This window comes from Acinetobacter sp. WCHA29, assembly GCF_002165335.1.
In the GTDB taxonomy this organism is placed as follows: domain Bacteria; phylum Pseudomonadota; class Gammaproteobacteria; order Pseudomonadales; family Moraxellaceae; genus Acinetobacter.
On sequence record NZ_NHRQ01000002.1, the window covers coordinates 60,968 to 80,656 of the forward strand.

Annotated in this window: 16 protein-coding genes and 6 tRNA genes; 14 read left to right on the forward strand and 8 right to left on the reverse strand. The window is 39.7% G+C overall.

Annotated features, from left to right (window positions below; genetic code table 11):
- Together CDG59_RS01760 and CDG59_RS01765 are read left to right on the forward strand one after the other, a co-directional pair.
- Nucleotides 1-3,529: Hpt domain-containing protein (locus tag CDG59_RS01760; RefSeq protein WP_087543202.1), on the forward strand; the 3,529-nt coding region annotated here is incomplete at its 5' end.
- An 11-nt stretch (nucleotides 3,530-3,540) separates the two neighbouring features.
- Nucleotides 3,541-3,996 carry a hypothetical protein gene (locus tag CDG59_RS01765; RefSeq protein ID WP_087543204.1) on the forward strand — a complete coding sequence of 152 codons (456 nt, stop codon included), beginning with the start codon at nucleotides 3,541-3,543 and terminating at the stop codon, nucleotides 3,994-3,996.
- 50 nt (nucleotides 3,997-4,046) lie between these two features.
- On the opposite strand, the gene dapE is transcribed toward CDG59_RS01765, so the two are convergent.
- The 3 genes from dapE to CDG59_RS01780 all read right to left on the reverse strand — a co-directional run bounded on the left by dapE (nucleotide 4,047) and on the right by CDG59_RS01780 (nucleotide 6,430).
- Nucleotides 4,047-5,180: a succinyl-diaminopimelate desuccinylase gene (dapE, locus tag CDG59_RS01770; protein WP_087543205.1), complete on the reverse strand. Its 1,134-nt coding sequence runs from the start codon at nucleotides 5,178-5,180 to the stop codon at nucleotides 4,047-4,049.
- A 124-nt stretch (nucleotides 5,181-5,304) separates the two neighbouring features.
- Nucleotides 5,305-5,448 carry an entericidin A/B family lipoprotein gene (locus CDG59_RS01775; RefSeq protein ID WP_017196706.1) on the reverse strand — a complete coding sequence of 48 codons (144 nt, stop codon included), beginning with the start codon at nucleotides 5,446-5,448 and terminating at the stop codon, nucleotides 5,305-5,307.
- Between the two features lie 100 nt (nucleotides 5,449-5,548).
- Nucleotides 5,549-6,430, reverse strand: coding sequence for a DUF1853 family protein (locus tag CDG59_RS01780; RefSeq protein ID WP_087543207.1), 882 nt, complete (start codon nucleotides 6,428-6,430; stop codon nucleotides 5,549-5,551).
- Between the two features lie 100 nt (nucleotides 6,431-6,530).
- On the opposite strand from CDG59_RS01780, the gene CDG59_RS01785 reads away from it, so the two are divergent.
- The 9 genes from CDG59_RS01785 (at nucleotide 6,531) to CDG59_RS01825 (ending at nucleotide 9,384) form a co-directional block, all read left to right on the forward strand.
- Nucleotides 6,531-6,896, forward strand: a complete 366-nt coding sequence (locus tag CDG59_RS01785; RefSeq protein WP_087543434.1) for a YbaN family protein — start codon at nucleotides 6,531-6,533, stop codon at nucleotides 6,894-6,896.
- A 505-nt stretch (nucleotides 6,897-7,401) separates the two neighbouring features.
- The gene (gene elsL, locus CDG59_RS01790; protein WP_087543208.1) at nucleotides 7,402-7,908 is read left to right on the forward strand and encodes a cell wall-recycling L,D-carboxypeptidase ElsL; all 507 of its coding nucleotides are present in this window, start codon (nucleotides 7,402-7,404) and stop codon (nucleotides 7,906-7,908) included.
- Nucleotides 7,909-8,074: 166 nt separating this feature from the next.
- Nucleotides 8,075-8,150, forward strand: a tRNA-Val gene (locus tag CDG59_RS01795).
- A 23-nt stretch (nucleotides 8,151-8,173) separates the two neighbouring features.
- A tRNA-Asp gene (locus tag CDG59_RS01800) sits at nucleotides 8,174-8,250 on the forward strand.
- A 45-nt stretch (nucleotides 8,251-8,295) separates the two neighbouring features.
- Nucleotides 8,296-8,372, forward strand: a tRNA-Asp gene (locus CDG59_RS01805).
- A 103-nt stretch (nucleotides 8,373-8,475) separates the two neighbouring features.
- Nucleotides 8,476-8,551, forward strand: a tRNA-Val gene (locus CDG59_RS01810).
- A gap of 38 nt (nucleotides 8,552-8,589) precedes the next feature.
- Nucleotides 8,590-8,666, forward strand: a tRNA-Asp gene (locus CDG59_RS01815).
- Between the two features lie 83 nt (nucleotides 8,667-8,749).
- Nucleotides 8,750-8,825 (forward strand) — tRNA-Val (locus tag CDG59_RS01820).
- Between the two features lie 88 nt (nucleotides 8,826-8,913).
- Nucleotides 8,914-9,384 (forward strand): DUF2750 domain-containing protein, encoded by a 471-nt coding sequence (locus CDG59_RS01825; RefSeq protein ID WP_005161994.1) that lies wholly within the window; start codon nucleotides 8,914-8,916, stop codon nucleotides 9,382-9,384.
- Between the two features lie 31 nt (nucleotides 9,385-9,415).
- Here the strand turns inward: CDG59_RS01825 and CDG59_RS01830 are convergent, their stop codons facing one another.
- The 4 genes from CDG59_RS01830 to yccS all read right to left on the reverse strand — a co-directional run bounded on the left by CDG59_RS01830 (nucleotide 9,416) and on the right by yccS (nucleotide 15,859).
- Nucleotides 9,416-10,201, reverse strand: a complete 786-nt coding sequence (locus CDG59_RS01830) for a YdcF family protein (protein WP_087543210.1) — start codon at nucleotides 10,199-10,201, stop codon at nucleotides 9,416-9,418.
- A 123-nt stretch (nucleotides 10,202-10,324) separates the two neighbouring features.
- Nucleotides 10,325-12,862 (reverse strand): PepSY domain-containing protein, encoded by a 2,538-nt coding sequence (locus CDG59_RS01835; RefSeq protein WP_087543212.1) that lies wholly within the window; start codon nucleotides 12,860-12,862, stop codon nucleotides 10,325-10,327.
- A 158-nt stretch (nucleotides 12,863-13,020) separates the two neighbouring features.
- On the reverse strand, nucleotides 13,021-13,605 hold the full coding sequence (locus tag CDG59_RS01840) for a YcxB family protein (RefSeq protein ID WP_005161985.1): 585 nt from the start codon (nucleotides 13,603-13,605) through the stop codon (nucleotides 13,021-13,023).
- Between the two features lie 79 nt (nucleotides 13,606-13,684).
- Nucleotides 13,685-15,859, reverse strand: coding sequence for a YccS family putative transporter (gene yccS / locus CDG59_RS01845; protein WP_087543436.1), 2,175 nt, complete (start codon nucleotides 15,857-15,859; stop codon nucleotides 13,685-13,687).
- Between the two features lie 107 nt (nucleotides 15,860-15,966).
- On the opposite strand from yccS, the gene CDG59_RS01850 reads away from it, so the two are divergent.
- A complete protein-coding gene (locus tag CDG59_RS01850; RefSeq protein ID WP_087543213.1) occupies nucleotides 15,967-17,043 on the forward strand; it encodes a multidrug effflux MFS transporter in 1,077 nt (358 codons plus the stop codon).
- Between the two features lie 21 nt (nucleotides 17,044-17,064).
- On the opposite strand, the gene CDG59_RS01855 is transcribed toward CDG59_RS01850, so the two are convergent.
- Nucleotides 17,065-17,772 carry a nitroreductase gene (locus CDG59_RS01855; protein WP_087543215.1) on the reverse strand — a complete coding sequence of 236 codons (708 nt, stop codon included), beginning with the start codon at nucleotides 17,770-17,772 and terminating at the stop codon, nucleotides 17,065-17,067.
- A gap of 422 nt (nucleotides 17,773-18,194) precedes the next feature.
- Here CDG59_RS01855 and CDG59_RS15265 point away from each other — a divergent pair, with 422 nt between their 5' ends.
- Nucleotides 18,195-18,347, forward strand: coding sequence for a hypothetical protein (locus CDG59_RS15265; protein WP_171294967.1), 153 nt, complete (start codon nucleotides 18,195-18,197; stop codon nucleotides 18,345-18,347).
- Between the two features lie 17 nt (nucleotides 18,348-18,364).
- Complete coding sequence (gltS, locus tag CDG59_RS01860; RefSeq protein ID WP_087543216.1) at nucleotides 18,365-19,600, forward strand: sodium/glutamate symporter; 1,236 nt, start codon at nucleotides 18,365-18,367, stop codon at nucleotides 19,598-19,600.
- Nucleotides 19,601-19,689: the final 89 nt, after the last annotated feature.

Below are 19,689 nucleotides of genomic sequence, written 5' to 3' on the forward strand. Positions count from 1 at the left end.
GAGTGATTTAGCTGCACAATTCGCTTTAGATAAACAAAGCTTGCAATCAAGTGATTCAAATCGTGACTTTGATCCAGACTTGTTAGATATCTTCCTTGAAGAAGCTGATGAGTTATTGGTTGGTATTGATGCTGATCTAAATACATGGACAGCTGATCAACAAAATGTAGGTGCATTGAAAAACTTGATGAGATATTTGCACACCTTAAAAGGTGGTTCAAATATGATTCAAGCAGGTCATATTGGTTTAATTGCACATGAATTGGAAACAATTTATGAGAAATTAATCAATCAGCAGTTACAACCGAACCCACAATTAATCGCAATCATTCGTGCAGTACAAGATGATATTGCAGATCGAATTCAAACTATTCGTGATAAGCAAGTCGATTATCCAGCTACACATGCGTTGAGTGTATTAGCAAACCAAGATTCAGCAAGTTTTGCATCAATGGTTATTCCTGTTGATGACATTGAAGAATTGGATAGTTTGAATACAGCCACAGTGGAAACCACGGTTGATTCGACTGTTTTTGTAAATACGTTAAGAACTGAAACACATCATGCTGTTGATGTGGGTGATTTAGCTGCACAATTCGCTTTAGATAAACAAAGCTTGCAATCAAGTGATTCAAATCGTGACCTTGATCCAGACTTGTTAGATATCTTCCTTGAAGAAGCTGATGAGTTATTGGTTGGTATTGATGCTGATCTAAATACATGGACAGCTGATCAACAAAATGTAGGTGCATTGAAAAACTTGATGAGATATTTGCACACCTTAAAAGGTGGTTCAAATATGATTCAAGCAGGTCATATTGGTTTAATTGCACATGAATTGGAAACAATTTATGAGAAATTAATCAATCAGCAGTTACAACCGAACCCACAATTAATCGCAGTCATTCGTGCAGTACAAGATGATATTGCAGATCGAATTCAAACTATTCGTGATAAACAAGTCGATTATCCAGCTACACACGTACTTCAATTGCTTCAGCAAGCAGATCAATCTATTGATTTTACTTCGTCATCACCTGTTACTTTTGAGCCTGTAGCCGAAAATCATGTTGCCGCTTTGATCGAAACGGATGATCTCACGGACTTATCAATTGATGAATTCTCATTGGTCGAAGCTCAAGAAGTTCTAGAAGATACTTCAAATGCTGGAATTGTTCATGAAGTTGCCCTTGATGATGATGTTCGTTCTCTTGTTGAGCAAACATTCTTAGAAGAAGCAGAAGAACTACTTGAACAAGCCAAAGGTCTATTAAGACAATGGTTTGATCAACGTGGTAATCGTAGTTTGCTCTTACAGTTACAACGTAATGCCCACAGTTTAAAAGGTGGTGCACGTATGGCTGAGTTAGATGCAATTGCGATTGTTGCTTATCATCTCGAGAATGCATTTGAACAGTTTGGTGTACATCATTTCAATTCAAATGTTTACGATAATCTTCTCAATACAGCATTGGCTTGGTTGAGTGATGCGATTTTCAAACGTCAGTATGCAAACTTTGACGGCTTAAAACAAAGTTTAGAGAATATGGAGTTTGTTGATGTTTCAGCACAACTTCCACAAAAGCTCTCAGCTAAAGATATTTTCACTCCAGAATATACAATGGAGTTTGTTCAAGGCGATGGTACAGAACCTCCATCAATGTTAGGTGAGTGGGAAACGACCGAACGTATTGAACAAAATAATGAGATGATTCGTGTCTCCGCTGACGTCATTGAGAAAATGATTGACTTGTCAGGTGAGAATGCGATTAACCGTTCGCGTATCGAAATGGACCTTGGTCAATTGGGCGGTACATTAACGGAGATGGAGCTTGCGATCAAACGTTTGGCAGATCAGTTACGCCGAATGGAAGGTGAGTTAGAAAGTCAAATTATCGCACGTCATGGTGGTGAGAACTCTCGCTATGCAGATTTTGACCCATTAGAGATGGACCAATATTCATCTTTAAATCAGTTGTCAAAATCTCTTGCGGAATCCGCGTCGGACTTGGTTGACTTTAAGACCACACTTTCTGAGAAGATTCGTGATACGGAAGGTTTGTTATTACAACAATCTCGTATTCAAGCAGAAATTCAAGAAAGTTTGATGCGTACCCGATTGGTACCTTTCTCTCGATTATTACCACGTTTACAACGTATTGTTCGTCAAACAGCATCGACTTTAAACCGACCAACAGAATTAATTGTTAACAATACTGAGGGTGAATTAGACCGTAGTATTTTGGAAAAATTGGTTGCGCCATTTGAACATATGTTGCGTAACGCGATTGACCACGGTATTGAAGACAGAGAGCAACGTTTACAAGCGAAGAAACCAGAAACTGGACATATCGCTTTAAATATTGGTCGTCAGGGTACTGATATTGTTGTGACATTTAGTGACGATGGTAAAGGTATCGATGTGAATCGCATTAAAGATAAAGCGATTCAAACAGGTTTAATGACTAAAGAGCAGAAACTTGACCATGAAGAAATTCTGCAATTTATCTTCCATCCAGGTTTTAGTACGGCTGCACAAGTTACACAAATTTCTGGGCGTGGTGTTGGTCTAGATGTTGTTCAGAGCGATATTAAAGCGCTTGGCGGTCATGTGAGCGTTAACTCTGTTTTAGGTAAAGGAACAACATTTACCATTCGAGTACCGACCACAGTAGCTGTAAGTGATGCCTTGATGGTAAAAGCAGGCGATCAACAGTTTGCCTTCCCACTTGCACAAATTGACCGTATTGTTCGTATTTCACCTGCGGCATTAGAACAATACTTTGAAAGTAAAGACGATTATTTCAAGATCGATCAAGAAAGTTATCGTTTACGTTATTTATCTGAGTTTGTTGCTGGGCAGCCGATTCCTCGTTTAAATGGCGTTGTTCATTCATTGCCTGTATTGTTGGTTAAAGGTGCGCAGGGGCAAACAACAGCATTACTTGTTGATCAGTTAGTTGGTTCTCGTGGACAAATTGTTGTAAAACCTATTGGACAACAGTTCTCAAGTATCGGGGTGATTGCTGGTGCGACGATTATGGGTGATGGTCAGGTATGTTTGATCTTAGATGGTCAAAATATTGCTCGACAAGCACAGTCTACAGCACGTAGTAAACAGGCTGATGAAACTTATACAAAACAGCGCTATGATGAACGTCGCTTGATTATGATCGTCGATGACTCGGTAACTGTACGTAAGGTAACTTCGCGCCTATTAGAGCGTCAAGGTTATGATGTTGTGACTGCGAAAGATGGTGTGGATGCGATTGAGCAGCTTGAAACCATTAAGCCAGACTTGATGTTACTTGATATTGAAATGCCGCGTATGGATGGTTTCGAAGTGACAAACCTTGTTCGACATCATGAATTACATCGCGATTTACCAATTATCATGATTACATCACGTACGGGTGAAAAGCATCGTGAACGTGCTTTATCACTTGGTGTAAATCAATATATGGGTAAACCATTCCAAGAAGAAACACTCTTGGAAAATATTGAAAGTTTACTAACAGTGCGCTCATGAGGTAAAAATTAATGGTAAAAAAAAGCGCAAACTCAGGTTTGGGGCAAATTGACCAACAAGAGTTACAACATTTAATTACGGTATCAACAGGGTTTATTGACGCTTATATTATTAAATGTCATGAAAAAGTTCCAATGCTGCTACCGCAGAATATCGTGTTATCAGCGATGGATACACAAACCAATATTGATCATGTTGAATGGCATGATCTCAAACTTCCTATTTATGCTGTAAATGATCCAGCAAATAAAAATGGGGTAGCATTGGTGGTTGAAGGTGATGACGTTTCAGAACGATTTGCTTTGGTTTGTAATGAAATGCCTGAATCCATTCGTTTACGTATTTCTGAAATTGTAGATGAAGAAAAAGACATTGATGACAATAACGTATATAAATATGTCAAGATTGGGGAAAAACAGTTTTATGTCCCTCATCTACAAAATATTCAAACCCAACTAGGGTTATAAATAAAAAAGGAACTCAAAAGAGTTCCTTTTTTATTGCCTCAACTTGTATGTTAAGCAAGTAATTCAACTAAAATTTGCTCATAAATCTCAGCAAGTGGCTCTAAATCATCGACATTTACATGTTCATTGATTTGGTGAATTGTTGCATTTAATACGCCTAATTCTAGAACTTGAGCGCCCGTAGGTGCAATAAAGCGGCCATCTGAAGTTCCTCCACTTGTCGATAGAACAGTTTCAACACCAGTCACATTTTTGATCGCTGTTTTTGCAGCATTCACTAATTCACCAACAGGGGTGAGGAAAGGTAAACCTGATAGTGTCCACTGAATATCATAAGTTAAATTATATTTATCCAAAGTCTCAAGTACGCGTTGTTTGAGAATTTCAGCTGTCACTTCAGTTGAGTAGCGAAAGTTAAAAGTAACTTTTAGTGTGCCTGGGATTACGTTGGTTGCACCTGTTCCAGCTTGTATATTTGAAATTTGAAAAGAGGTCGCAGGGAAATATTCATTGCCATTATCCCAAACAGTATCGCACAGTTCAGTTAAAGCCTTCGATGCTGAATGAATAGGATTTTCTGCTAAATGAGGGTAGGCCACATGTCCCTGTGTGCCATGAACAGTCAAAATCGCATTCAAAGAGCCACGACGACCATTTTTGACGATATCGCCTAATTGATGTGTGCTCGATGGTTCGCCTACCAAGCACCAGTTCATTTTTTCGTTACGTGCTTCTAAAGTTTCAATGACCTTCACTGTCCCGTTGATTGAAGGACCTTCTTCATCAGATGTAATCAAAAATGCAATAGAACCTTTATGGTTCGGATGCTTCGCCACAAAACGTTCAGATGCAACCACCATTGCAGCCAGTGCTGTTTTCATATCTGCTGAACCACGACCATATAATTTACCGTCACGGATACTTGGTAAAAATGGATCTGAATTCCAAGCATCTAAATGGCCTGTAGGAACGACGTCTGTATGACCTGCAAAACAAAAAACGGGTGCTGTAGTGCCTCGGCGTGCCCATAAGTTATCAACATCTTCAAAACGCATGTTTTCGATATTAAAGCCAATTTTTGCTAAACGCTCGGCCATAATATTTTGACAATCATGGTCAACAGGGGTGACAGAAGGTTGGCGTAGGAGCTGTAAACTAAGTTCAAGAGTATCGGAATGGTTCATGCGAGATGTGGTTAAATCTGGTGAAATCTGAACCGATATAATAGGGGAATATGATAGAGAAAGGTATGCAAAAATAAACCTTATCTATGTTTAGATAAGGTTTTGCGAAGGGTGTTCACTAAAATTACATTTTATCCTGAGTTTTTTCAGCAGTTTGAGTAACTTTGTCACCTGCTTTAGATACATCCTGCCCAAAACCCTTAAATGTATTACAACCAGTTAAAACAAAAGCAGTCATGATTGAAGCAACTAAGATTTTTTTCATCATCTTCTCCGTTTAAATGTAATTATGATGTTCTTAGAGGCTAAGAAAAAATGCAGAAAATAAACATAATGGTTTGATAGTAGAAGTGTTATAAAATGTTACTTTATAAAAAATAATCTGATGAAGAAGATCTAACGAATAATAAAGAGGGTTGGCGAAACATATAAAATGAGGGGCTAGGTGTTTCATGATAATAAAGACCATTTGTCCACCATGTTGCATTTTTTGAGGATGCTTGCTGATTAGGACATAACCATTCATGACGTTGTAATCGATAGTAATCTGTTGTGGGAATATTAGTTCCCCATAATCCCAAACGACGGGACGAGTTGACCCAGTTGGGGAGTGCAAACTGATTCAAATCAGTCGGTAAATATAATTGCCCTTTCATAATCGCAAATCTTCGTTGAATCTGATGATGATTTGCATCCGCAAACTGAAATTGACGTTGAGTGAAATGCTTCAATTTTCTTTGTAATGTGTCTTCTCGATTTAGCCCATACCATTGCGCTAAGTCTAAGTTACTTTCACCTAGGTAATACTTTAGCGCAACTTCCCAGTGTTCAATTTCTTGCGTGTCTTTATTTAAAATGACGAAATCTAGTTCACCTAGCGTAACCGATCCTACAATTTTTTGAATGCTATGACCTAAAAGTTGATAGGGATGATACTCATCATCTAATAACCAAAACCAAAGTAAGTTCTCGAATCGTAGCCCAAGGCGAGTACTTTTGAGTTGAGCAAGAAAATCAATGAGGGCTTGCGGATGTTGATCAAGTTGCTTTAAGCGTTCTTCATAGCGTTCATAATGAGTTTGCCAGATTTGATCAGAATGGAGCTCAAAAGTATGCTTTAGCACTAAATCTGGCGGGATTCGAGCTAAAATATTTGGACTCGCGATGCAAAAAGCCAAGTGACGTACTATAGGATTCTTAAACTGCAACCAAGGTTCAAAAAAAAGGGTCGTACTCATTAGGCTCGACATGCTGTTACTCAATCATGGAAATAATAAGTTAAGTTTAAGAAAGAGCAATAAAAACAATTTATACTACCATGGTTGTAAACATGTGTTGGTTAATTACTCAATGAAAACATTGTTCTGGCGTAGTTTAGTTGTGATTTTTATTATTTTAGGAATCATTGGAGCAATTTTACCAGGCATGCCAACCACTGTGTTTTTAATCCTTGCAGCATGGGCTGCATCGAAAGGATGGCCTGAAATGGATGCTTGGCTCTTAAATCATCCTAAATACGGACCCACCTTACGCGATTGGCGTGAACATGGGACAGTACCGCGTAAAGCAAAATGGATTGCAAGTATCATGATGCTAATGAGTGGTATTTTAATGCTGTTTACCAACGCACCATTCCTTGTCAAAATTTTTACAGATCTCACTATGTTTATTGTTGCTGTGTGGTTGTGGTTAAGACCCGAGCCTGAGCGAGGATAAACAAAGCAACGCTTTGTCCGAGCGCAAGACGAGCAGCTATGCTGCGAGTGGCGAGTTAAGAAAAGCAACGCTTTGTCCGAGCGCAAGACGAGCAGCTATGCTGCGAGTGGCGAGTTAAGAAAAGCAACGCTTTGTCCGAGCGCAAGACGAGCAGCTATGCTGCGAGTGGCGAGTTAAGAAAAGCAACGCTTTGTCCGAGCGCAAGACGAGCGGCTATGCCGCGAGTGACGAGGATAAACAAACTTAAAGCTTTTCCTTAATGGCAAGACCTCGCACCAAATATGACCCATATGCCGTGAGTTACGTTGTTAAGAAAAGCAATCCTTAGCGCTGAGAATTGATTAAAACACTACTTTTGCTGATCTAAAACAGCATGTTTGATCTTACTATGCTGTTTTGTTTTTTATATTTAAAATCAATCAACAATCAAAACTACCGAAAAATACAAGAAAAAGCTTTGGGTGTATGTTGAAATATCTGTGTTCTATCATCTGTTGAGATAAAAATGACTTATACCCTTGATCAGGCAGACATCGTCATAGATTTAGCACAACAAATTCTACATTTGCCAAAGCACAATAAATTTTATGTGATCTCTTCTGGCAAGAATGGTGTTGGTGAGCAAGAGAATAGCGGTAAGACGCCAAGAGGTTGGCATCAAGTCGCACAAAAGATTGGTGCAGACCTAAAGAAAAATACGGTCTTTATTGCACGTCAGCCGACAGGGGAAGTGTATAACCAACAACTCGCACAACAATTTCCACAAAGAGATTGGATTTTGTCACGAATTTTATGGTTGGATGGTTTAGAAGATGGATTCAATCATGGAAATGGTTGCGATACATTTAAACGATATATCTATATTCATGGCACGCCTGATACAGAGCCGATGGGCATTCCGATGTCACATGGCTGTATTCGGATGAAGAATGATGAGATTATTGAGTTATTTGAGCTAATTTCTGAGCAGGCGCTGGTTTATATTTCAGAACATACTTTAGAAAATGAATGATGAAAATATGAATAAGTGCTTAAATAAAATACGAAAATCTTGATTTTTTCAATGAATTACTTATTTTTTAATCATTCGTACGCTTTTTTCAGAAAAGAATGGCAAAAGCGTTTGACAGGCTGTAAAGATTCTCTATAATGCACCTCACAAACGATGAAGACGTTAAGGGCGCTTAGCTCAGTTGGTAGAGCGTCTGCCTTACAAGCAGAATGTCGGCGGTTCGATCCCGTCAGCGCCCACCAAGCCTTTACGTTAAAACTCAAGTGCAGCGGTAGTTCAGTTGGTTAGAATATCGGCCTGTCACGCCGAGGGTCGCGGGTTCGAGCCCCGTCCGCTGCGCCACTTAAGTTTTAATATCGTTTTACCCTATAATTGCAAAATTATTGTGCAGCGGTAGTTCAGTTGGTTAGAATATCGGCCTGTCACGCCGAGGGTCGCGGGTTCGAGCCCCGTCCGCTGCGCCACTTTAAGATTGCAAGAATAGATAGAGTTAAGTAAATTAGAGTTTATATTCTTTGATACTTAAACAATATTTAGAGCGTTGCTTTAAATTTGTTACCTCGCTCAGGGCGCTTAGCTCAGTTGGTAGAGCGTCTGCCTTACAAGCAGAATGTCGGCGGTTCGATCCCGTCAGCGCCCACCATAATTAGTGACACATACTTCTTAATAGAAGTAAGCAGTGCAGCGGTAGTTCAGTTGGTTAGAATATCGGCCTGTCACGCCGAGGGTCGCGGGTTCGAGCCCCGTCCGCTGCGCCATTCTCTTAATACCTTTTTTTGAGAATGTTTGTTTTAACAAGTATACTTATACTTGATCTCTGATACGAGTTTACTCTCGCTCAGGGCGCTTAGCTCAGTTGGTAGAGCGTCTGCCTTACAAGCAGAATGTCGGCGGTTCGATCCCGTCAGCGCCCACCATAATTTCTCTTCTAGTTCAAATCCTTGTAATTTATATAGAATTGTTTTATTATTAGCGTCAATAATGATTCTAATATTGAACTATTTTATGAAAAATCCATATCAACGCAAGGCTGCGTCGAAATCACAAACAACAAATTCTAGTTCCTCACCAAAAGATATTTATCGTCAATTTATTCAAAATATTATTATACAAAGGCAAGTTATTGCGCTTTATCATGATGGGTGGGCCTTATGTTCAACCCCATCTGGTCAACACGCATTATCGATTTGGCAAAATAAAGGTTTGGCAAAATTATTGATTAAAGATAATTGGGCTAAATACGAGATTCAGGAAGTATCACTGTGGGTTTTCATTGAAAAGATGATTCCTTTTTTAAAAGAAAATAATACGATTCTATCTTTAGACCTTACCCCAGAGGGTAACAATCTATTGGTTTCACCTGATACTTTTTTATTGGATGTAAAAAATTTCCTTTACCAAATTTATTTACAACGACCAGATGTATTTGCTGAGTTAAAGTTACCTTTGCCTAGAGATATTCGTCTACACAATTAAATGAGATAAATTGATTGGGGGACAACCCCAATCAATATTCATTCAGAAGCCAACCACTGGCATAAGCAAAGTATTCTCTTAACCATGCATTATAGCGTGTGGTCACTGGTGTCGTTGCGCCAAGCATAATGATATTACGATAGCCTTGTTTCTTTGCAATGGCGGCGGCGCGTAATGTGTGGAAATCGCTGGTTACAATTGCGATCGGTTGATGGATGTCAATCTGTTGTGTCTGTAATAAGTGTTGGCTATTTCTAAGATTCAGCTCCGTACTCGTGCTTTTATCTTCCAAGATGATCTGTGAGGCAGGAATATGATAGTGCTGCTGTACATAACGTGACATGACAATCGCTTCACTATTAGTTTCACCAAAATCAATACCACCTGTCATGACTAATTTGGCATGAGGTTGTGCTAAAGCTACAGGGGCAGCACGCTCTAAGCGTTTCGCCAATGTGGCAGAAGGTTGTCCATTTTCAACGCCACTGCCTAACACAATAATGGCTTTAACCGTAGGGATATTTTGAGTTTTGGTATTATTGTCTGAAATGTAATTAAAGAAATAGCCTAAGCTAACGACCCAAATCCAAAAGCACAACCAGCCGAAGCGCCAAATTGAATGTAGACGAAAATGATAGAAGAAGAAACGTTCGATATGATAATAGAAATAAGCATAGAGGCAAAAAAATAGCCCAAGTAGTAGCGGTAGTACTGTTCCAATATAAATCTTTTTAAAGGCGATTAGAATAGCGCCATCTAAGAACAGAACTGAACCGATAAGGGCTAAAACAAGACGAACCCATGAACTTATTTGCATAATCTTAATTGTAGTCAATTTGAATCGTGCTCAGTGTATGCAAAATTCTAAGAAAGGCAAATTCTCTTATGTTTTGATGAAAAAAACGAGTGGCTAGCACTCGTTTTTAGATATCAAAAGGGTTTAATAAACGTCTCGACGATAACGTCCAGCTTGTCTTAATTCATCTAGTTTTTCTTCGCTGAGAATATCTGTCAAAGCTTGATCGACTCCTGAAGCCATGCCTTCAATGCTGCCGCAGACATAAATCACCGCACCTTGATCAATCCATGTGATCAGTTCATCAGCATTGCTTCGCAAAATATCTTGTACATAGATGCGTTGTTCCTGATCACGAGAGAAGGCGAGGTCCAAACGTTGCAAGCTTCCCATATTCAACCACGCTTGAATGGTTTCTTGATAAAAGAAATCATGTTCGCGTTGGCGTTCACCGAAGATCAGCCAATTGGCTGTATAGTTTTGTCGATTACGTTGCTGTAATAAACTCATCAAGCCTGCAATGCCTGTGCCATTACCAATACAGATAATTGGACGGTTATCGTCAATCAGATGGAAGGACTCATTGGTCCGAATACGCAGGGCAATGGTCTGCTGCAACTGAGCAAATTCAGTGAGCCAACCTGAACCAAGACCAAGTTGATTCTGTTCATCATATTTTTGACGAACCACCAGTCTCAGGAGTTGTTGCGAAGGAATACTGGCAATCGAATATTCACGTGTAGGTAGAGTGGGTAGTTGTTCAAGTAAATCTTCAAGTGTACTAAATGGCTGAATCTCAACTCGTAGGTTTCTATTCCAAAGGAGCTGTTCAATCTCTTGGTTCAATGATTCAACGACACTGTGTGTTGGAATCTGATACTTGATTAAGAAATCCTGAATGTCGGTTAAGCAATTGGCAGGCTGAATTTCTGCAATATCGCCAGCATGCCAAGTTATATCAGAAGCGGAACGAAGTTCAATATTATAGGCTGCCTGTCCTAAGCTATTAGGGTTGAGCAATGTGCGTTCAGCGAGAGTCCACTGGTCAAACACTTTCTCTATATTCATGGCATGTAGTTCATGCTTAGTCACCACCGAAAGCGCTTGATTCCAGCGTTGAATATCATTGCTATTGGCATTATCTACTTCGATCAAGTCAAATAATGGTTGTGCCTTGCATTGTTTTAACCATGCATCAACGGCATAACCAAAGCTGCAATAGCTGTCAGGATATTCTCTTGATCCTAGTGCAAGCACTGCGTATTGCATATGAGCTAACTCTAGCTTTTGTTGCATCAGTTTTTTGCTAAAACTTGTTGCAAGATCAGGTGCTTCACCTGTGCCATATGTGCTGATTACAAATAAAACCTGTGATGCTTGTTGTAGGTCTTGTTCAGTCAGTTGCTGAACCGGTTTAACCGTCGTTGGTTGTTGCGCTTCCTGCAAGCTGGTCGCAGTACGCCATGCTAGTTGTTCAGATACACCTGTTTGCGTCGCATAAGTGATCAGCCAAGGCTTGGCATTTGGATCAACCTGCTGTGCGTTGAGTGATTGACGTGCCGCTTGGGTTAGCTTTTTCTGCTTGCGACGTTTTAGATACAACATCCAACCCGTTACAAAGAACAGAGGCATGGCCAATGATGCCAGCATGGCAATAAATTGATAAGTCGAACCAAAGAAGCTGCCGCGATGCACAGGCAACATGCTGCTCATGATTTTTTCATTGAGCTTCTTGTCTTTATACAATTCAAATTTTTCAAATTTATTGTCTTGATAGTTATAAATCGCTTGGTTACGTGCACGTTCATGTTGAGGAATGGCATCGACAAAAGAGAGTTCAACTTTGGCATCCGCATTTTTGGGAATATTCAGGGTTAAACTTGAGTATTCACGACCAATCTGGGCATTTACTCCAGTCCATGTTTGCATCAAGATAGTATTAAGCTGTGCGTTTGTCAGCTTAGGTTGTTTATCTTTGCCATGTTCATTATTTTGTTGATTACGTTGTGGCTGTTCAACGCCCATGACCTTGAACATACCTGCACGCCACCAGTCATAAGACCAATATAAGCCAGTGCAAGCAAACAGTAGGTAAAACACAACGACCCAAGTTCCTACCACTGCATGTAGGTCCCAAATAAAGTTACGACCTTTTAGTTTTGGCTTAATAAACAGCCATTGTTTAATGCTATGTTTCTTTGGAAAGCGTAGATAGATGCCACTCAATACAAAGAAAATCAGCATTAGTGTAGAAGCACCTGTGATTTGTGCTCCAAATTCCCCAGCTGTTAAATTACGATGTAAACGCTGAATAAATTGTAAGGTGTCACGACCTTTAATATCGGGTAGGACCTCAGCCGTATAAGGGTTCACCATCATATTATAACCACGACGTGCACCTTCTTTTTTAATATTGACGGTAGAAGGTGCTGTTGGGTCGGCAGCAATAGTAATGCTGTTAATTTCAATCTCGGGTTGTTGCTGATTGAAATGTTGGTATAACTGGGCAGGGCTAAGTTTTGGTGTTTGAGCAGCCTCAACGACATAGCTATCTTGGTTGAGCCATTTTAAAATTTGCTGTTCATAAGAATAAATTGCACCGGTTACTCCCATTAAAGAAAGTATAAGCCCTGCAGTAATCCCTAAAAACCAATGGATTTGGAAGAAGACTTTTTTAGACATGGTCAAAAATGAAAAGATAATGGAATTTATGTCAAAAATTATAACTCAAGAATACGAACATAATATGGATTTTGTAGGTAATATTGATTTTGATTCTCATTTATTTTTATGGGGTTGAAAAAACCTCTCATTTCGAGAGGTTTTTAGAATCATAGGCGTTAAATTGACTTTGGTGCGCCTACAACTTCATTTAAATGTTTACGTACCGTGTTAAAAGGGAAATTCTTAGAATCCATACGCTTAGGTAGGATGTAAGCACCTTGTTGTTGTTCGCCTTTTGGTGTTTTTACTTTGAAATTAACTAAAATAAACTCTGGAGAGTTGTACCATTCGTAAATGTCTTTCCAGCCAATGGTCGCAGTACCTTCTTGTAATCCAACTTTTTGGCGCATCACGATACCATGGGGTTGTACGCCTAAACGAAGACCTTTAATCTCTTGAACCGGAAATTCTGTCATTTTGCGTTTAACGTACCACTCAAGACCAAATTTTTTCACAAGATAAAAAAGGATCACAGCAATGATCACAACCCAACACAATACAGTTGAGTAAGTTGAATAATACTTAATCAGTCCTGCTGAAACTAATGAAAGCACCACAAGTGCAATCATAATCATCCATGCTTTTTTACTGAATTTATTGGTACTACGCCAAATCATCAGTTGAGCTTGACGTTGTTCAGCTTCAGAGACTTCGTAAGGAACAGGTTGTAGCGTATAAGCGTATAGCGTTTTGGCGGTCATAGTTTAAAAAATGAGTTTAGAACTGAGTTAAGTTTAACACCAATTGGCACTCAAAGATATTATGCCAATGGCGGATAAATTAAAGAGAAGCAAACTCAGTGCCATCTTCATTCGGTTCATGACTGAGACTTTGTTTGAGCATACTTAAACGAGTTAATATGCTAAGCATAAGCGAAAGCTGCTGTAAAATAATTAGAGACTTTTGATTGTTTTCATCATTGCGATTTAAATGCTCACGTATGGTTTTCATCATATTTTGTGCAGATAAATCAGGGACTTCATCTCTAAGCAGAGCACCTTGAATATCATCTAATGCTTGATCGAGCAGGGCTAGAACCTCTTGATCTTGAATTTGTTCGCGATGAGCTCCAAGTGCAGCGATATAACTTAAAAAAGTATGACTTAAGCATAGAAACTCAAAAGCCAAAGTTTTCTGAGTAGATTCAATATTGGGTTCTGTGGCAAGCGTGGAAATAAGAGAAGCAACTTCTGCATCAGTATTGTGCGCAGCGCGCCGAACTACACGATAATTTAATGCATTATTACGACCTTGGTGATATTGCTCAATTACTTCTGCTAAGTAGGTACATTGGGCTTGTAAAGAACGTTGGATCGAGCGAGGTAGCCTGCGGAATTTCCAATCTGGCCAAATGAAACTGACCCCAAACCACGCCAAGGCACAGCCGATCAAGGTATCAATAAAGCGTGGGAAACCTGCCGCAAATGCAGAACCATCTAGATTAAAGTTAATTAAAGCGAGAATCGTAATAAAAGCTGTTGCTTGAGCATACTGTTTACTTCGAAGTTCTAAAAATAATACGCCACTAAGAACTAACATCACCAGTTGCCCTTCAATCGAAGGAATAAAATAGATGATGGTTAGCCCCACGATAATACCGATTAGAGTTCCAACAATTCGCAAATATAAGCGGCGTTTGGTAGCATTAAAGTTAGGTTGGCAAACAAACAATGCTGTGAGCAAAATCCAGTAACCGTAAGCAATATGGGTTACTTGAATAAAGACATAACCAATAAACAACACGATTGAAAGTCTAACCGCATGGCGAAATAACACAGACTCAGGGGTTAAATGTTGTTTAACACGGACTAGAATATCATTCCAACCTTTTAAATCATCATCTTTTAGTTGATTTTCTGCTTGTTGTGCATTGATTAATTTCAGATTTCTTTCCGTTTCTAAATTCTGTAATTGTGCATCAATCGATTTAAGATTTTGATAGAGTGCAAATAATGCATTGATGCGAACTTGATCGTAAAGTCCATCTTCTCTTAATTTGTCTAAGGAAACTCTTAAATTTTCAAAGCTGTGTTTAAAGCGTTTGTTATGCACATAAGGTGTACGGCTTAAAATTGATTGGGCTAAATCCTGACAGGCTTTACCCTGAATCGTGAGAATGCGTTGAAAACGGAATAAGATATCACTGTGTTGAAATACTTTCGCTAGCTTTTGATAATCAATATGTGCGGAGTCTGCACGTTCATGAATATCTTGTGCAACGAAATAGTATTGTAGACTGCGACGTGTATCTTTCTGACCGCGGTCACCTTTTAAGCGGGTTAACAGTGACATTCGCATATCATTAAAAATCGCCACCAATTTGCCATTTTCTAATGCAATATCAATCATACTTTGTTGATAACTGGGTGGAGTAATGTCCACATCAAATAAGTTTGATTTAGCAAATAAAAAACTACCTAAAGCATTATAGGATGCATAAAGTTGGTCTTGTACTTTTCGTACAGGGAACAGCAAGAAACTGATTGTTGAAAGTAATCCATACCAAGCGGCTCCCAAAACTAAGAATGCTGGTTGTAAATACCATTGTTCAAATAAGTGTACACCGAGCATGGTATAGACAGAAATCACTAAACATCCGTAAGCGATGGTCGCATAACGCCGCCCCAAAGAGCCTAATAAAATCCATCCAATACAGGAAACAATTAATCCAACTGCAAAAATAATTGGGTAGGGGAATAACAATTGAACCGATACCGCAGTGATAAAGAAGCCGATATAAGTATAAATCAGGTTCATGATCCGCACGGAAAAACGGTCATCAATGTCACTGATCGCTGCGGCAACCACACCTAATGTCAGCGGAATGGTAGCAAGTTGGAAATTGAGCAGATAGGGAACAAAAGCCGTGCCTGTAAAGGCAATAAGCATACGCACGTTATACATAAACGTGGTGTTGTAGGTTGCCTGTTTTAAACGTCCGAACCAGGGATTCAAGGTTGATCCTTTTTGTATTCTGCTATCGATTTTATCACTCATATTATGCACAAATACAGTGAGGATGCTAAGCTTGCAAACATGATTAACATGAAAAGTACAGTATTATGCAGGCAGAGCAAGCTCGTCAGCGTCAATATTCAACAGCATGGATATTATTGCTGGCTTTATTGACCGCTTTGGGGCCGTTATCCATTGATATGTATTTACCCGCACTGCCACAAATGGCAGATGAGTTTGGGGTAAGCATGCAGATGATTGCCAATACTTTACCTGCATATTTTCTGGGACTTGCGATTGGACAACTGATTTATGGGCCTGTAAGTGACCGCATTGGACGCAAGACCCCGTTGTATTTTGGTCTAGGCTTGTATGCGCTTGCCAGTCTGGCCTGCGTTTTCGAGACCAATGAGTGGGCCCCGATTCTTGCCCCTATATTTGGTGCCTGGATTCTAACATTTTTCCCGTGGCAAGCTATTTTTATCACTTTGGCGGTGATTGGAATAATCTGCTGGTTGTGTGTACATTTCTTCTTTAAGGAATCCTTGCCTGTAGAACGCCGTTTAAAATTGTCTTTTTATCAGGTAACGACCCTTTATGCCGCAATCTTAAAAGATGAGAGTTTTAGAAGACCAATGTTTGCAGGCTGTCTGACGGGTGCGGCATTATTTTGTTATATCAGCTCTGCTTCAGCCGTTTTTATGGGGCAGTACGGACTGTCTCAGCAACAGTTTTCTTATGCATTTGCATTTAATGCAGCTGGGATTATGTTGATGTCCTCAATCAATAAGCACTTAAATACTCGAATGGATATTTTTCCGCGCTTGTGCTTAGGTGGGACAATTCAATGTTTTGGCGCAGTGATTGTGGTCAGTGCTGGCTTGATGAACCATGCGCCACTTTGGCTGTTGATGTCAGGCTTGTTTCTTGCTGTTTCTGGAATTGGTTTAACTGGGCCTAATGCGATGGCTTTGGCCATGTCGAAACAGGGTGCAAGGGCAGGAACGGCCAGTGCCATCATGGGCAGTATGCAGTTTGCCTGTGGTTTGTTAGGTGGTGTGATTTTAAATTTCTTGTTATGGAAAGCTAGCCTCAATATGGGATTGATGATGTTGATGTTTACCAGTGCAGGATTGTTTGCCATTTTTAAGGTGGAGAAACAGCAAGACAGTATCTCCAGCTAGAGATACTGTCTTATAAATCCATTATTCATCTAAAAACACAGTAAAGTTTTCAACAGCTTCGCGTGGCGTGATAAAGGTATTTACGATGTGGTCGGGGTCTGCATAGCCCAGAGCAACAGTACACACCAGTTCTTCATCGTCAGGTGCGCCAAGCACATCCAGTACGATAGGGTGGAAATGGTTCCATGCGGCTTGTGGACAGGTGTCCAAGCCACGAGCTTTTGCTGCAACCATGACATTCTGGATCATCATGGAAATATCCATTTTTGAACCAATGCCCATTGCCTTGTTCACGGTGAAATACAGGGCAACAGGGGCATCAAACAACTGGTAGTTACGCAATTGCTGTGCCGCCATTTTTTCCTTTTCCCCTTTTTGAATGCCCAGCAAACCATACAGTCCCCAGCCATTTTCACGACGACGATCAATAAATGGTGAAATCCATGTTTCAGGGTAGTAGGCGAAAGTTTCTTGATATTGTTCAGCGAGTTCTGGTTGTTGAAAAAGTGCTTGTTGAGCAGCACAAACTCGCTCAATCATCTCGGCGCGTTTTTGGCCTGTCACCACATAAACTTTCCATGGTTGAGTGTTTGTACCTGATGGCGCACGAGCGGCAACATTTAAAATATCCTTAATTGTCTCTGTTGCAACAGGTGTATCTAAAAATGCACGTACAGAATGACGGGCTGTAATCGCATCATCCACATAACGGATTTGTTCCATGTTCATCTTAAGGTTCCTAAGCTTATGGCTCTTTCTCATGTAATGAGACTATAAAGTAATAAGATAGATTTGAGGATGGGTTTTTAGTCGTAGATTGAGATTTGAATAAAAAATAGTCGAGTAAAGATTAACGAGATGAGATGATCCATAAAATTTTTTAATTTGTTATCTTTATGTGAAAAAGAAATGTATTTGTAACACAATGAAATAGAAATAGTATTTATTGATACACGCTGAAATCGTTATGATGATTGGAATAAAAAAATACACACAATAATCTAAATTTATGCATAATACGCCCTTTTCAAAAATCGATTAGGCTTTTCTAACCAAGAAGGTGAGGGAAGTTTTCTATGATAAGCATATTTATTTACCCAATTTTATGCTTATGAAAAATGTTGAAATATACACGAATACAGGAGCTTCTCATGAGTTTACCTCTCATCCGTAAGCCGTTTATTCAAGATTTTGCAATAACCGTTGCAACTTCCATGATGAACAATGCCTATGTCAGTGGGCAAGAACAGATTCAGCACTTTCGTGCCAGAGCTACAGCGCTTGTTTATTTACATAACAAATAGAATAAATGGAATAAAACATGGAATTTACTTTTAATGGTTTTTATACGCTAATTTCGGCAGTGATCGTGCTGTTATTAGGACGTTTGCTGGTCAACAAAATTGATTTCTTAAGACGCTACAACATTCCTGAACCTGTCGCAGGTGGTTTGGTGGCAGCAGTGGTATCCTTGTTGGTGCATTCACTCTGGGGCTACAGTATTGTTTTCAGCAGTCAGTTGCAAACCAGTTTTATGTTGATCTTTTTTGCTTCGATTGGCTTAAGTGCAAACTTTATGAAGCTCAAAGAAGGCGGGATCGGCTTAGTTTTATTCTTGATCTGTGTCGCTACATTCATCATCGTACAGGATGTTGTCGGGATGAGTCTTGCCTCTTTATTAGGTATTGATCCTTTGGTCGGATTGATTGCAGGCTCAATTACTTTAACAGGTGGACACGGTACAGCAGGGGCATGGGGTGAAATTCTTGAAAGCCAACATGGAATTCAGGGTGCATTAGCACTAGGCATGGCAAGTGCAACTTTTGGTTTGATTATCGGCGGCATCATTGGTGGGCCACTTGCAAAACTATTAATCAATCGTTATAGCCTTGCTCAAGAGCAATCATCCACTGCGATTAAGAATCGTGATACCCATCTAGATCAACACCCTGATGAACTCGCACCATTTGAAAATCCACACCAAGTGCGTTTAATTACGGCTGATAATGCGATTACCACGCTGGGGATGTTTGCTGCGTGTCTAGCATTTGCTGAGTTTATGACAGGTTATAGTAAAGGCACATGGTTTGAGTTACCCACCTTTGTATGGGCATTGGGTGGTGGTGTCATCCTGCGTAATATTTTAGAAAGCGTATTAAAAGTTGATATTTTTGATCGTGCAATTGATGTGTTTGGTAATGCATCTTTGTCACTTTATTTAGCGATGGCATTGTTGTCATTAAAGTTGTGGCAATTAGCCGATTTGGCTGGCCCGCTGGTTGTAATTTTGGGTGCACAAACTATTACCATGGCGTTGTATGCAGCATTTATTACTTTCCGCGTCATGGGCAAAAATTATGATGCAGCAGTTCTTGCTGCTGGTCACTGTGGTTTCGGTATGGGCGCAACGCCAACAGCTGTTGCTAACATGCAAGCAATTACCAACATGTATGGACCATCACATAAAGCATTTTTAATTGTTCCGCTTTGTGGTGCGTTCTTTGTTGATTTAATTAATGCAACAGTAATTCAATTAATTTTGAAATTCTTTGCCTAAGTCGGATCAAAAGCCCCATGTGGGGCTTTTTTGGTTCATCGATTGTTATCGTATATGTACTGCCGTACATAAAATATTTTAAAGCGAAT